The organism is Nocardiopsis quinghaiensis, from assembly GCF_008638365.1.
Lineage (GTDB): Bacteria > Actinomycetota > Actinomycetes > Streptosporangiales > Streptosporangiaceae > Nocardiopsis > Nocardiopsis quinghaiensis.
Genome location: NZ_VWVU01000032.1, coordinates 1 through 13,364, shown reverse-complemented (window position 1 = coordinate 13,364; position 13,364 = coordinate 1). Strand labels below are relative to the sequence as shown.

General features: G+C 70.2%; 11 protein-coding genes. 4 read left to right on the top strand and 7 right to left on the bottom strand.

All coding sequences use genetic code 11. From position 1 onward, the window contains the following. Positions 1 to 318: 318 nt before the first annotated feature. Entirely contained in the window at positions 319 to 1,446 is a 1,128-nt protein-coding gene (locus FYX01_RS23415) for a DNRLRE domain-containing protein (protein ID WP_223830611.1), read from the bottom strand. An 880-nt stretch (positions 1,447 to 2,326) separates the two neighbouring features. Between FYX01_RS23415 and FYX01_RS23410 the strand changes: the two genes are divergently transcribed. Next, positions 2,327 to 2,512 carry a hypothetical protein gene (locus FYX01_RS23410; protein ID WP_150245111.1) on the top strand — a complete coding sequence of 62 codons (186 nt, stop codon included), beginning with the start codon at positions 2,327 to 2,329 and terminating at the stop codon, positions 2,510 to 2,512. A 187-nt stretch (positions 2,513 to 2,699) separates the two neighbouring features. Further along, positions 2,700 to 3,152, top strand: coding sequence for a PPC domain-containing DNA-binding protein (locus FYX01_RS23405; protein ID WP_150245108.1), 453 nt, complete (start codon positions 2,700 to 2,702; stop codon positions 3,150 to 3,152). A 36-nt stretch (positions 3,153 to 3,188) separates the two neighbouring features. Here FYX01_RS23405 and FYX01_RS26885 read toward each other — a convergent pair whose 3' ends face one another. Next, positions 3,189 to 3,386 carry a carboxymuconolactone decarboxylase family protein gene (locus FYX01_RS26885; protein WP_223830618.1) on the bottom strand — a complete coding sequence of 66 codons (198 nt, stop codon included), beginning with the start codon at positions 3,384 to 3,386 and terminating at the stop codon, positions 3,189 to 3,191. A gap of 392 nt (positions 3,387 to 3,778) precedes the next feature. Here FYX01_RS26885 and FYX01_RS23395 point away from each other — a divergent pair, with 392 nt between their 5' ends. Then, entirely contained in the window at positions 3,779 to 4,243 is a 465-nt protein-coding gene (locus FYX01_RS23395) for a DUF1801 domain-containing protein (protein ID WP_150245105.1), read from the top strand. Between the two features lie 156 nt (positions 4,244 to 4,399). Next, positions 4,400 to 4,993 carry a flavin reductase family protein gene (locus FYX01_RS23390; RefSeq protein ID WP_150245102.1) on the top strand — a complete coding sequence of 198 codons (594 nt, stop codon included), beginning with the start codon at positions 4,400 to 4,402 and terminating at the stop codon, positions 4,991 to 4,993. A 33-nt stretch (positions 4,994 to 5,026) separates the two neighbouring features. Here FYX01_RS23390 and FYX01_RS23385 read toward each other — a convergent pair whose 3' ends face one another. The 5 genes from FYX01_RS23385 to FYX01_RS23365 all read right to left on the bottom strand — a co-directional run bounded on the left by FYX01_RS23385 (position 5,027) and on the right by FYX01_RS23365 (position 12,785). After that, the gene (locus tag FYX01_RS23385) at positions 5,027 to 5,695 is read right to left on the bottom strand and encodes a DinB family protein (protein WP_150245099.1); all 669 of its coding nucleotides are present in this window, start codon (positions 5,693 to 5,695) and stop codon (positions 5,027 to 5,029) included. A 110-nt stretch (positions 5,696 to 5,805) separates the two neighbouring features. Beyond that, entirely contained in the window at positions 5,806 to 6,894 is a 1,089-nt protein-coding gene (locus FYX01_RS23380) for a lytic polysaccharide monooxygenase (protein WP_150245096.1), read from the bottom strand. Between the two features lie 117 nt (positions 6,895 to 7,011). Beyond that, on the bottom strand, positions 7,012 to 8,373 hold the full coding sequence (locus tag FYX01_RS23375) for a cellulase family glycosylhydrolase (protein ID WP_150245093.1): 1,362 nt from the start codon (positions 8,371 to 8,373) through the stop codon (positions 7,012 to 7,014). 198 nt (positions 8,374 to 8,571) lie between these two features. Further along, positions 8,572 to 10,032 carry an endo-1,4-beta-xylanase gene (locus FYX01_RS23370; protein ID WP_150245090.1) on the bottom strand — a complete coding sequence of 487 codons (1,461 nt, stop codon included), beginning with the start codon at positions 10,030 to 10,032 and terminating at the stop codon, positions 8,572 to 8,574. A 71-nt stretch (positions 10,033 to 10,103) separates the two neighbouring features. Then, positions 10,104 to 12,785 (bottom strand): glycoside hydrolase family 48 protein, encoded by a 2,682-nt coding sequence (locus FYX01_RS23365; RefSeq protein WP_150245087.1) that lies wholly within the window; start codon positions 12,783 to 12,785, stop codon positions 10,104 to 10,106. Positions 12,786 to 13,364 lie beyond the last annotated feature (579 nt).

Below are 13,364 nucleotides of genomic sequence, written 5' to 3'. Positions count from 1 at the left end.
CTGTGTGGTGCCCATGCACACAGGTGGTTCCGGACCACCGCGGCCTCCCGGCGGCGGAGTCCCGCCAGACTCCGCCGTAGGTGTGTCCGGCATCGGGGACGAACACCTCTCTCGCCGGCGCGGAACCGTGCCGTCACCGCAGGTGGCCACCCTGCTCTGTGGCCGGTGCGGCGATGAGACGGCTCCTTGCCCGCTTCCGGGCACCGCGCCCCACCGTGGCGCTCCGGGAGCGGACTGCCCGACCCCCTCGGGCTACCGCCGACGCGGTTCCTCCGCCCGCCCGGATACCGCATCGGGAGAGAGGGGTTCCGTCGTCCGTCAACCGTTTCTCCTCGGCCGGTGGACCGGTGTGCGGTCTCCGACCGGCGCGATGCCCGGAGGTCCCCGGGCCCTGGGGACCGTGTCCCCGTCCTGTCGCCGACGGCCGACCGGAGCGGTCGGGCGGTCGGTCCGTTCCCCCCGCCGGAAACGGACCCGCTCACCCCCGGTCCGGAGCCGACCGACGGAAACGAGGCCATGGACACGGACGTCGTCGGCTCCCCCGGTCCCCGGGACGGTGTCGCCGGGAAGGCCGGGCCCTCCTGCGGACCGGTGCGGCGCAAGGCCCGGCGAGCCCTCGTCATGGACGGCGGAGCGCTCACCGGACGGACCGGAGTCCGCGGCACCGGCTCGGGAGCCGGCCGGGAGGCCGGTCAGCTCAGAGGCCGTTCCCGGGGCCCGCGGTGTGCTGTGCTCGACCACCAGCACCGGCGGATCGCCCTCGACGTCGAAGCGGCGCCATGCCGTGCTCCCGGACTCGTCGCGTTCGGCGAGCCGCAGGTGCAGGTGGCGTTCTCCGTCGTCCACGGCCCGCTGGTAGGCCTCGGTCACGTCGAACTCCACACCGCCGCTCACGGGGCAGGCGGCCCGCCCGCCCCGGACCCTTCGGGTGTCGAGCAGGGCGTGGGCCGTGGGCTGGTCGTTCCACGTGGTCCCGCCGTCGAAGGGATCGACCCGGTGCAGCTGCGCGAAGGAGTCGCTGACGCAGTCGTAGGACCACACCACCTCGGTGCGCAGCACGGCGGAGTCCACGGCGGTGCCCGGCCCGAGCTCGACCGGGAACCGGAACAGGGCCCTGCGGGTGTAGACACGGTCCCAGGCCAGGCGCCCCGTGCCCACGCTGGCGGTCTCCGCACCGCCGCGGGACCGGTCGGGAAAGGCGCGGTCCACGTAGGTCCACAGGGAGCTTTCGGCCTCGGCCCGACCGCCGCCGGAGCGCACGGGGGCGGAAGAACCATCGGCGGCGGAGGGGACGTCGGGTCCGGTCGCGTCGCTGGGTCCCCCATCGGCCGAGGCGTACTCGCCCGGTTCACCGCTCCGCTCCCCCGAGGCGCCGCGTTCCCCGGAGGCGGCCGTGCCGCCGGTGGCGGCGGGGGCCTCCTCGTCGGCTGTGGCGGGAGCAGCCACCCCCAGCGCAAGAGCCAGAGCGCAAGCCGCACAAACCGCCGTCGCCCGGAACAGGGAACGACGCATTACGGGTGGTGCCTACACATTCCATCTATGACCGAAAAAGAATCCGGGCGAGACGCCCACGTCCCGCTCCGGCCACAAGGAAGTTACCAAATTCCCATAGCGACCCACAAACCCCAGGAGTATAAATACAGACCAAAAACCAAGATTAATGACACCAGGAACACAGCCACCGCACAAACCCACTTCAACTGGCCAGACGCACTCGAACACCCGGGCAGTCTTTATTCGACGACCACCAAATATGAGTTCACGTGGGACCGAAAATAAGCCATCCCCAAGGGCGGACACGTGCTCACCGCAGCGCCGTCCTCGCACCGGGGCGGCACCCGTGTCCGCGACCGTTTCGGCGCACCAATAAAAAGCACATAAAAGAGAACCAGTTTTCAGGAAGGGATTTCCGCTGAACTGACAAGGAGACAGGCTCGTCGCATGCCGAACGAAACCTGGCGACCACCCCGTGCCGCTGACCGTCGACCTGGTCAGCCTGGCCCTTCGGTCCCCAGATCCTCCGCGTCATCCTCCCCGAAAGGGGCATCGAGCCGCGCAAAGGCGAACCGGCCCTCCCCTACGGGTCCATCCCGGATTCCGGTGAGGGCATATTCGGCGCGGCCCGCGGGGAGTCGCGGGAAGAGGCCGGCCGCGACGCGACGGGGCTCCGTCTGGAGCAGTCGGGTGCCTACGGGCACCCTGGCCGAGACCCGCGAGGACGCACCGTCTCCGCCGCCTGTCTCGCCATCGCCCCCGCGGTGCACCTGCGAGGTCGGACGGAACCTGACCGGCTCATCACGGTCCTGCTCCGGGGGTGGCACCGGCCGTGGCCGGCGTCATGGCCCGGGTGCCGTGGACGCGGTACGTCGACATCGACGGCATCGGGGTGCACCGCTGTCTGACCCAGATGTTCGGCGTGCACGCGCGGCAGGTGCTCGGCTTGAACGTACAGGAGCCACAGATCCGCGACCCCTGGGGTGGGTGCGTCCGCACCGTCCTGGGAGGTCGGTGACGCGGAGGGCGGGAGGGTACTGGTGTTCGCCGGTGGTGTATGCCTCCTGGTCGATGGGCAGGTGGCCAGGACGTCTACCGACGCCTCGGACACGAGACACGTCCCAGACGACCCAGAAGGCTTACGACATCGCTCCGTACGCACCGGTCTTCTCCTGACCGGTGTCAGGGCAGTGGAGGGGGCACCGATGAAGTCCACCCGGTTGCTGGAGGAGAACGGGCTGCGCACGTTCCTGCTCGTCATGGACAAGGGCGACGAGGCGTTCGAGCAGATCACCGGTTTCGCCGAAGCCAACGGCGTCACCGCCGCGAGCCTGACCGCCATCGGCGCCGCCAGCCACGTCACCCTCGGCTACTTCGACCGCGACACCAGCGAGTACCGGTACACCGGCTTCGACGAGCAGATGGAGATCGCCTCCTGTATCGGCGACATCGCCGACAACCAGGGCAAGGCCGCCCTGCACGCGCACATCGTCCTGGGACGCGAGGACTCCACCGCCCTGGCCGGGCACCTGAAGGAGTTGCGCGTGTTCCCGACCATGGAGGTCGTCCTCACCGAGACACCCGCCCACCTGCGCAAGAAGGTGGATCCCCAGACGGGGCTGGCCCTCATCTCCGCGGACGACTCCACCCCGTCCTGAGGCCGGGAGCCGTGCATCCGGGCCCGGGGCCCGTGGTCAGCCGAACTGGCCAGGCTGGTAGTCGTCGACGGGCTGCCGGACGATGACGTTCGCACGGTTGAAGGCGTTGACGAGGGCGATGAGGGACACCAGGGCGGCCAGCTGGTCCTCGTCGTGGTGCTTGGCGGCCTTCGCCCAGGCCACGTCGGTGACACCCCCGGTCGCGTCGGCGATACGGATGCCCTGCTCCGCCAACTCCAGGGCGGCGCGCTCGGCCTCGGTGAACGAAGCCGCAGCCGTTGGTCTGGCTGACGCGGATCTTCACCAGTTCCTGCGTCGCCGTCGGCAGAGCCGAGTCCGTGACGGCAGCGCCCCGTGTGCCGGCGGTCTCGGTCAGCGGTCGGGTGCTGCGACCATCCGGTGGTGGCCGTCGCGGGGCCGGTGAAGTGTCCGGAGTAGGCACCCTGATCGGTTTGTGCAGCCCCGACGGCGGCTCGCCCGCCGGCGGATTCCGCGGTTCCGAGGAGGACGGCGTCCAGCGGTCACGGGCCCTGCGGCGTCGATCAGGAATCGAGAAGCGCCGGGTGTCCCGGCGGGGCTAGCGTGACGGGCACCGCACACCGATCACGGACAGGAGGGTGACGACCATGAGCACGCACACCACGGGGAAGGGCGACAGGAAGTCGGAGGGTTTCTCCGATCAGGAGCGTGTCGCCATGAAGGAACGTGCGGCGGAGCTGAGGAAGGAGTCGAGCCGCGGTCGTGGCGGCAAGGCCGCCGCCGCCGAACTCGACGTGCTGTCGAAGATCGCCGGGATGGAGTCATCCGACCGCGCGGTGGCCGAACGCGTCCACGCCATCATCACCAGCACCGCACCAGAGCTGGCGCCGAAACTGTGGTACGGGCAGCCGGCCTATGCCAGGAAGGGGAAAGTGGTCTGCTTCTTCCGTAGCGGAAAGGCGGACAAGGAGCGCTACTCGTCATTCGGATTCACCGCCGAGGCGAACCTCGACGATCCCGGCGGTCTGTGGCCCACCTCGTACGCCGTGACCGAGCTGACGGAGAAGGCCGAGGAGACGATCGCCGCCCTCGTCAGGCAGGCCGTGAGCTGAGCCCCGGGACCGGCCCGGGTCCTTCCGGTCCGTCCTCTCCGTGCCGGACCGCGTTCCCCCGGCGGCGCGGTGGTGTCCGTACTGGCGCTCCGCGGTGCGCCCGCCACACGGCGCGGTCGGCGCGGGGCGGCGTAAGGGGCGGCATAATCGGTGCCGATGCGTACCGAATGGACTCCAGACGACCTGCCCGGACGGGCGTTCTACCAGCTGATGACGGCCGTGGTGGTGCCGCGCCCGATCGCGTGGGTCTCCACCACGTCCGAGGAGGGCGTGGACAACCTGGCCCCGCACTCCTTCTTCACGGTCTCCTGCGTCGATCCGCCGATCGTGCAGTTCACGTCGGTGCGGCGCAAGGACTCGCTGCGCAACGCGGAGCGGACCGGCGAGTTCGTGGTGAACCTGGCCCCGGAGCCGTTGCGGGACCAGGTGAACGCCAGCGGCACCCCCTATCCGCCGGAGGTGAGCGAGTTCGACGCGCTGGGGATCGGGCGCGAGGCCAGCACGGAGGTGCGCCCGCCCCGGGTCGCGGACTCCCCGGTGGCGCTGGAGTGCGTGCTGCACTCGACGCTGGGGCTGGGCGACTCCACCGTGGTGCTCGGCCGGGTGGTCCGCGCGGCCGTGGACGAGGCGGTGCTGGTGGACGGGCACCCCGAGGCGGCCCTGCTGCGCCCGCTGGCGCGGCTGGGCCGCAACGAGTGGTCCACGCTGGGTGAGGTGCGGGCTCTGGACCGCATCCCCTACCGGCCCTGACCCGCTCCGGGCGGCGCACCACCCCGGAAGCGGTCAGACCCGCAGGCCGGACTCCGGGAACGGGAACGCCGACAGGCGGTCGAGCACGGCCGAGGGGTCGCCGCTCCAGTCCATGGCGCGCGTCTGGACGGCGCTACGGCGGCCGGTGGTCGCCCGGACCAGTTCGAAGGCCGTGGCGGACCACTCCAGGTCGGCCCGCTCACCGAAGGCCCACTCCTGCCCGGTGTCGGTCGCCAGCACGCGCACCCCGGGCAGTTCCGGGGACCACGCGCGGCTCATCGCGCCGAGGTTGAAGTCCGCCAGTTCGTCGGCGTCCTGGGTCTGGGCCCCCAGGCCCAGTGCGCCCCGCACGTCGTTCTCGTGATGCCACACGTCCACGGCGGGCAGGGAGTAGCGGGCCCGCTTCTGGGTGGCGAAGACCCGCAGCAGCGCCGGGGTGTCCTCGCGCCAGGCCGCGCAGAGTCCGGCGATGTCGAGGTGGGCGAGGTCGGCCACCTGGCGTGCGGTCACGGTGTCGTCGGCCGGGGGGACGATCCGCTCCGCGACCACGTCCGCGCAGAGCCCGACCAGGTGGGCGTAGGTCTGCTGGACGTTCCACGCGGGCAGGGCGGGGACGGGGGTGGAGAGCTGTTCCGCGCTCAGGCCGTCCGCGAGGCCGAGCATGCGGTCCTGGCAGCGGGTGTAGATTCTTGCGGCGTTCATGGCGCCACGGTACCGAACAGCGTTCGGTACCGTGGCGGCGGGACCGCGCGGGCCGCTGGTGCGGCCCCGCATGGGGGGTACGGTCCCCAGGGAGGAGTCACCTCAGGGTTCTATGACTCCTGGCAGGCCACCTCGGGGTCGATGTTCGTGCCCCCGTGGGTCGCGGTGAATCCGAAGCTGGTGCTCTCCCCGGGCGCGAGCGTTCCGTTGTGAGCGGTGTTGGCGGCCTCGATGTGGGCGCCGTGGTTGACGAGTGAGGCGTTCCAGGAGTTGTTGACCTCCTGGCCGTTGGCGAACACCCAGTCCGCCATCCAGCCGTCGACCCCGTTCTCACCCGCGGTGACCTCGACCTCCGCCTGGAAGCCGGTCGACCACTCGTTGACCACGCTGTACTCGGCGCTGCAGTACTCGCCCTGCGGCGGGTCCGTGGGCTCCTCCGGCGGGTCCGTGGGCTCCTCCGGCGGGTCCGTGGGCTCCTCGGGCGGGTCCGTCGGCTCCTCCGGCGGGTCCGTGGGGTCGGGGCCCGTGCTGTCGCCGAAGACCACGTCTGAGCAGTTGTAGAACGCCTCTGGGCTGTCGGAGCGCTCCCACACCACGTAGATGATGTGCTGCCCCTCCTTGTCGGGCAGGGTCACGTCCCAGTAGTACTCGGCGCCCTCGACACCGCCGCTGCGCTGGGGCGGGTTGGTCACCTCGTCGATGAGCTCCAGGTCGCTCCAGGTCAGAGCGTCCGTGGCGGGGTCGAACCCGTCCTCGGTGACGTAGGTGGAGAAGGTGCCCGGGTGCGCCGCCCAGGCGTTGTGGTGGAACTCCACCGTGGTACCCGGCTCCAGCCGGGTGGTCGGCCAGTCCGCGCGGACCGCGTTGAACGCCGAGAAGTCGTCGGTGGGCCCGCACAGCTCACCGTCGGCCACGAACTGCTGGTGACGGCCGGCGGAGTCGCTGATGAGGTTGCCGAACCAGTTCCAGAACGGGTAGTTCCCGCCCTCGGCCAGGGCGTCGGCGCAGGCGTCGTTGGTGGGCTGGAGCGCACCGCCGGAGCTGCCGCCGGTGGCGTCCTGGAAACAGGCGTAGGTACGGCTGGCCGGGTAGGTGAACGCACCGTGGGCCTCGGCCTTGTCGGGCAGCGCGACGATAGCGGTGCTGACGGCGAGCCCGCCGAGCGCCACGGTCAGGGCGATGGCGTTGCGTGACCTCATGGACCACTCCAATCTGTGTGGGGGAACCCGGCCGCACCGGTCGGTGCGGCCGGGGTGGGATCTGTTTCCTCGGTGGGAATCAGACCGTGCGGCTTGAACCAGGCGGTACGGGGTGGATCAGGCGGTGCAGGAGAGTGTGGGTGTGGAGAGGCTCCCGCCGTGGTCGCCGACGAAGCCGAACGCGGTCGACTGCCCGGCGGAGAGGGTGCCGTTGTAGCCGACGTCGGTCGCGGTGACGGCCGAACCGCTGCTGCTCACCGAGGCGTTCCAGGCGTGCGAGACGCTCTCACCGCTGCCGAAGCTCCACGTCACCGTCCAACCGGTGACATCGGCTCCGGCGGTGACGGTCACCTCGGCCTGGAAACCGCTGCCCCACTCGTTGGTGACCCTGTAGTCGGCCTCGCAGTCACCGCTCGGCGGGTCCGTGGGCTCCTCGGTCGGAGGGTCCGTGGGGTCCTCGGTCGGCGGGTCGGTCGGCTCGCCACCGCCGCCGTAGACCGGCGCCTCGACCGCGGTCGAGGCGATCCCGTCGGGACCGTTGAAGATGCGCTCGCCCCAGGAGCTCAGGCGGTTGACGTCGAAGCCCTCGACCATGTCCAGGTACTCCACGGGACTGCCGTTGCCGCTCCAGGACCAGCCGACGTAGCCCAGTCCGAGGCGCTCGGCGTGGGACATGATGGCGTCCTCGTCGGGGTCGCCGTCGGAGTGGTCGTGGCCGAACTCGCCGACGATCAGGGGCAGGCCCGCGTCGACGAAGTGCTCCATGTAGGAGACGATCGTCGACTCCTGCTCGTAGACGCCGTACATGTGGATGGAGAAGACCGTGTTGGCGTGCGGGTCGGAGTCGAAGACCGACTGGGCGTTGTCGCGCATCGTGCCCTGCCAGTCCTGGCCCCAGTTGGGCGCGTCCACGACCAGGGTGTGCTCGAAGCCGGCGTCGCGCAGGCGGTCGACGGCGGCGCTGGTGTCGCCGGCCCAGTCCTGGTTGGTCGCCGCGTCGTTGCCGTAGGGCTCGTTGCCGATGTTGACGAGGATGTAGTCCTCCTCGCCCTCCAGTGCGTCCTGGACGCGCAGCCAGTAGTCCACGGCCTGGTCGAGCGTGGCGGCGCCGTCCTGCTCTCCGTAACCGGTGGTGTCGTGCACCTCCAGGAGGCAGATGAGCCCGTTGGCCTTGCACTCGGCGACGATGTTCGCCACGTCGCCGGCATCGTTCTCCGTCCAGCGGTCACCGCTGCTGAGGACGACGCGGACGGCGTTGGCGCCCAGTGACTTGATGTCCGCGAACGACTGGGTCTCCTGCGTGTACCAGGCGTGCGGGTGGCTGACACCGCGGATGACGAAGTCGTTTCCGGCGGCGTCGACCAGGCGGCCGTCGTCGACTCGGAAGCCTGAGTCGGCTTGTGCGGGCAACGTGTACGCGAACAGCGCCACCACCAGGGTCAGGACCGACCCCAGGGCGATCAGTAGGCGTTTGACCATCGCGGAACTCCAGACGAGAGTGATGACAACGTTGTCGACTTACGGGGGCACCGCTGTCCTGTGACAGCGGGTGTGTGGGCGCCGGGGGAGGCGGCTACGGTCCCCCGGCGCCCGGTCATGACGCAGGCGTGGCCTGTTCCGGGGCGGTCACGTCCGCGTACTGGACATCGTTCTCTCCTCGGCCGGAGTCAGCCGCGGTCAGGACCCGCTGGTGCAGGTCAGTTGTGGTGTCGATACGCTCCCGCCGTGGTTGCCGACGAAGCCGAACGCGGTCGACTGCCCGGCGGAGAGGGTGCCGTTGTAGCCGACGTCGGTCGCGGTGACGGCCGAACCGCTGCTGCTCACCGAGGCGTTCCAGGCGTGCGAGACGCTCTCACCGCTGCCCAGGTTCCACGTCACCGTCCATCCGGTGAGACTGTCTCCGGCGGTGACGGTCACCTCGGCCTGGAAACCGCTGTTCCACTCGTTGGTGACCCTGTAGTCGGCCTCGCAGTCGCCGCTCGGCGGGTCGGTCGGCGGATCCGTGGGGTCCTCGGTGGGCGGATCGGTCGGGTCCGCGGGGTCTCCCCCGAGCGCCTCGTGGATCGCCCAGTAGGCGGGCTTCTGCTGGTAGTCGCTGTCGATGGGCAGGGCGGCTCCCTGGCCGTCGAAGTGGTCGGGGACCCAGGAGTGGGCGTCGGTGACGCCCCACACGATCACGCCCGAGCACCCGCTGACCGCGTAGCAGGCGTTGACCACCCCCTCGTAGTCCCTGGCCTGCTGCTCCAGCTTCTGCTCGGTGGCGGGCATCTGGATGCGGATGTCGAGCTCGGTGATCATCACCTCCAGCCCCAGGTCGGCGAAGCGCTGGATGTTCTGCTGGATGTCGGAGGGGACCTGACCGGAGATCAGGTGGCCCTGGAAGCCGATGCCGTCGATCGGCACACCCTGCGCCAGCAGGTCCCGGACCAGTTCGTAGTAGGCGTCGCTCTTGGCGTTGATCCCGTCGATGTTGTAGTCGTTGATGAACAGGCGGGCGCTGGGGTCGGCCTGGTCGGCCATGCGGAAGGCCTCGGCGATGAAGTCCTGTCCCAGCGTCTGGTAGAAGACCGAGTCGCGGAACTGGGCGTTGTCGTCGATGGGCTCGTTGACCACGTCCCAGGTGCCGATCTGCCCGCGGTAGCGGCCCATCGTGGTGCTGATGTGGTCCTGCATGACGCCCCGCAGCTGGTCCTGGCTGAAGTTCCCGTTCTCCACCCAGGAGGGCAGCTGGCTGTGCCACACCAGCGTGTGGCCGTGGATCATCTGGTTGTTCTGCTCGGCGAAGTCCACGACCCGGTCTGCGTTGGACCAGCTGAACTGCCCCTGCTGGGGCTGGACCGTCTCCCACTTGAGGTCGTTCTCGTGGGTGACGGAGTTGAACTCCGTGGCGGCCGTCTGCCGGTAGTCGGACTGGTCCAGCAGATGGGAGGCGACCGCGGTGCCCATGCGCACGCCCTGCTGGTCGGCCAGGTCCCGCAGGCTGGCCGCCTGTGCCTGGACGGCGTCCTCGGCCGAGACCCGGGTGCCTTCCTGGCCGTGTGCGGCGGCGGCGAGACCGCCCGTGACGAGGGTGACGGCGAGGGCGACCGCGCCGACGGTCCTGCCCCGGAGCCGTCTTCGCCCCTTGGTGAACGACATGCTCTTCCTTTCGTTCTGCGGAGGGTGGGGGCGGGCGCCCCGGGGCGCCCGCCCCTCGCGGCTACGGCCCGCTAGGAGCCGTCGCCGAACAACTCGCCGTGGGTGGCGAGAGCCGTGGCCACGTCGACCTGCGCCCAGAACCTGTGGTAGGTGAACTCGGGCACCGGGCCGCCGTCGAGGTATGACTCGACCTGGGGCCAGTTCGGGTCGTCCTCGTAGAAGGACCGGATGGACAGGAACGTGGAGTCGGAGTCGATCGGGTCACCGTTGGCCATCTGGCCGGTCCATCCCTCGGGGATGTAGAGCCCGCCGTCCGGGGAGTCGAACTGGTCGTCGAAGCGCTCGTAGTCGGCCCGCTCCTCGGGGACGGCCACCCCCAGCTCGTCCTGGTTCGCCATCAGGGCGTCCAGCAGGCCCTCGGCCACCTCGCGGGACTCGGCGTCGCCGGTGGCCGCGGAGTAGTGCATGAGGGTCTTGGCCAGGCCCGCGGCGATACCGACGTCCTGGCCGTGCGAGACGACCTCGACGTTCAGGCCGGGATTGCCCGTGGACTCGCCCGTCCAGTCGTCGGGCTGGCCGCTCCACTCCATGTCGGCGGGGATGGCGAACTCGCCGTTCTCACCGACGGTGGTGTTCTCGATGGCCCAGGGCACCCAGTCGTCCAGGATTCCCCCGGCGCGCTCGTCACCGGTGATGCGGTAGTACTCGGCCACCCGCTCGATGTCCCAGACCTGGAACCCGAACCAGCGGTTCGAGGGCGGGTCGTGCCAGACGGGCTTCTCGTCGTAGTACAGGCCGTGGAAGGTCGACGTGCCCGCGGGCGGCTCGGCGTAGGTGCCCTCCCAGCTGTTGGTCGCGCCGCCGGCGATACCGCCGTCGGAGGACTGCAGCCATTCGAGGAACTCCAGCTGGCGGTCGAGGCTGTTGCCCCAGTCCTCGGTGCCGGTGGCCGACTCCGGCTGGAGCGCGTCCACCTCCGAGAGCGCGTAGGCCGCCATCACGTTCTGGTAGCCCTGGTGGGCGGAGGATCCGCCGATGCGCCAGGCCCAGGGGTACTCGGCGCTCTCCAGCGCACCGCCCCAGGAGTAGTACCAGGCCATGAGGTAGTGCGCGGAGTCCTTGCCCGATCCGGGCGGGCAGGACTCGGCGCCGACGCAGTCGCCGATCTCCTTGAAGTACTTGTCGAACATGGCGTAGCGCAGGTAGTCGCCCATCATCGCCGCGTTGGAGACGTTCTCGGCGATGGCGCCCTCGTTGCCCTGCTGGGAGGCCCACTCGTGCGCGAGGTAGGCCACCTGGACGGCGCGCGCGTCGGCGTCGGGGGCGTTGGTGTAGCGCCACTGCTCGGAGTAGCCGTCGTCGTCGGTGAACAGGTCGAGGAACCCGTTCTCGCCTCCGTGCTCGAAGGTCTCGCAGGACGGATGCGGAACGGTCTCCCAGACCGACTCGTTGGAGCCGCGCTGGAAGGTGTTGACGTAGGCGGGGACGTCGTCGCTTCCGTCTCCGCAGAATCCGTAGCCGTACTTGTTGTCCACGTCCAGCAGCCAGTGCATGCCGTAGACCTCGTCGGTGCCGTAGGCGCTGCTCAGCTCCTGGGCGAGCGGGTCCTGGCCGGCCTGGGCGTCGGGGTTCAGCGGCTGCGGGTAGTCACTCGGGTCGAGCGACTCGGGGATGTAGGTCGCCGGTTCCGCCGGGTCGTAGGAGCCGTTCGTGGGCTGGTCGGCGGTGCCCGGGATGATGAACGCCTCCATGGACGCCCACGCGTCGTTGAAGGGCTGCCAGTCGCCGGTGATCCTGCCGAAGGTCGCCTCCAGCCACAGGTAGTAGCTGTAGGCCTCGGAGGTGGTGGCGTGGCCGTAGTCGGGCGCCTCCACGATCAGGGTCTCCACCGAGTGGTACGGCACGAGGAGTCCGTCGACCTCGCGGAAGTAACCGCTCCCGGGGTCCTTGATCTTCTCGTACTGGGCGAGGAACTCCTCCTCGTACTCGGTGGCCGCGCCCGTCAGTTCGCGCGCGGTGACGACCACGGGGTCATAGCCCTCGGCGGAGACGGTGAACTCGGCCTGGGCGGGCTCGCCCGAGCCGTCGCTGGAGGAGGCGACGGTCACCTCCTGGGGGGTGTCCCAGTCGGCGTCGCCGAAGGTCAGGGAGCCGCCGGAGGCCACGGACAGGGCCTCGCTGCCGGACGTGCGCTCCACGCTGACGGAGACGTCGCCGCCGGGGGCCTCGGACAGCGCGACGTCGAAGGCGGTCTCACCGCCGGGGTCCAGGCTGACCGAGTCGGGGTCCACGACCAGGGTCGCGTCCTCGGGCCCGGGCTCCTCCCCGTCGCCCGCGCAGTCGCGGCCGTTGAGGGTGAACCCGGTGGGGGCGGAGTTGCTTCCGGAGTAGGTGGCCTGGAAGCCGAACGTCGCGGTCTGCCCGCTGGCCAGACCCGACGACCAGGCCGGGCCCTGGGCGGTCACGGAACTGCCGCTCTGGGAGACCTCGGCGCTCCAGGAGTTGGTGATCTGCTGGTCGCCCGGGAACTCCCAGCCCAGCTCCCAGCTGGAGAGGGACTCGGCCTCGTTGGTGACCGAGACCTCGGCGGTGAAGCCCGAGCCCCAGTCGTTGGTCTGGTAGTCGACCGAGCAAATCGGCGCCGCCTGTGCGGGGCTGGCCGGAAGGAGTGCGGCGACGAGCGCCGCGCCGAAGAGTGCGGACGAGGATCTGCGCCAGCGTATGCGGCTCGGATCGGGGCGGGGGGTGATCACGTGTCCTCCTTGGACAGGTTCTCCTTCCCGTGCCGTCCCGCCGCGTGGACACCGGAGGAGGCGTCACCGGGAGCGGGGGCTGCTTGGGGAGCGGCCGGGTCGGAGTGCGGGTGTTGCGGAGGGAGCCGGTGGCGGCGCTGCCACTCGGGGGCTCAGGGCCCGGGATGGGCCTTACGTGTCGTCTCGGTGGGTCCCGGAAAGCGCATGCCTGCTTTCACACACGCCTCCGGGAGCGCTCCCATTGCGTGTGGGCCGAAATTAACACCGACGTCACGCGGAGACAATGGGTGTGCACCAAGTTACTTCTCGTTAAGTTTCCGGAAATTTCCGGGGCGACCGGGGCGGGCCGGACTCGCCCCGGCGGGCCCGGAGGGCAGCACGGGACGGAGGTGCCCGCCCGCCGTGGGGCGGGCACCCCTTCCACGTGGCCCTCGTGTGGGCCTTCGGTTGCCTACTGGATGGGCGGGTGGGCGTTGGCCAGCAGCTCCTGGAACTGCTCGGAGAACCAGTGACCCGACACCGGAGCGTTGGCCAGCGCCCCGCTCAGGTTGTTGCCGTTACGCGGGTTGCCCTCATAGG

What these genes read in the sequence shown, in the direction of transcription:
- FYX01_RS23405 (WP_150245108.1), top strand. Translation starts at nt 2,700, where the DNA reads ATGAAGTCCACCCGGTTGCTGGAGGAGAACGGGCTGCGCACGTTCCTG.
- FYX01_RS23395 (WP_150245105.1), top strand. Translation starts at nt 3,779, where the DNA reads ATGAGCACGCACACCACGGGGAAGGGCGACAGGAAGTCGGAGGGTTTC.
- FYX01_RS23390 (WP_150245102.1), top strand. Translation starts at nt 4,400, where the DNA reads ATGCGTACCGAATGGACTCCAGACGACCTGCCCGGACGGGCGTTCTAC.
- FYX01_RS23385 (WP_150245099.1), bottom strand. Translation starts at nt 5,695, where the DNA reads ATGAACGCCGCAAGAATCTACACCCGCTGCCAGGACCGCATGCTCGGC.
- FYX01_RS23380 (WP_150245096.1), bottom strand. Translation starts at nt 6,894, where the DNA reads ATGAGGTCACGCAACGCCATCGCCCTGACCGTGGCGCTCGGCGGGCTC.
- FYX01_RS23375 (WP_150245093.1), bottom strand. Translation starts at nt 8,373, where the DNA reads ATGGTCAAACGCCTACTGATCGCCCTGGGGTCGGTCCTGACCCTGGTG.
- FYX01_RS23370 (WP_150245090.1), bottom strand. Translation starts at nt 10,032, where the DNA reads ATGTCGTTCACCAAGGGGCGAAGACGGCTCCGGGGCAGGACCGTCGGC.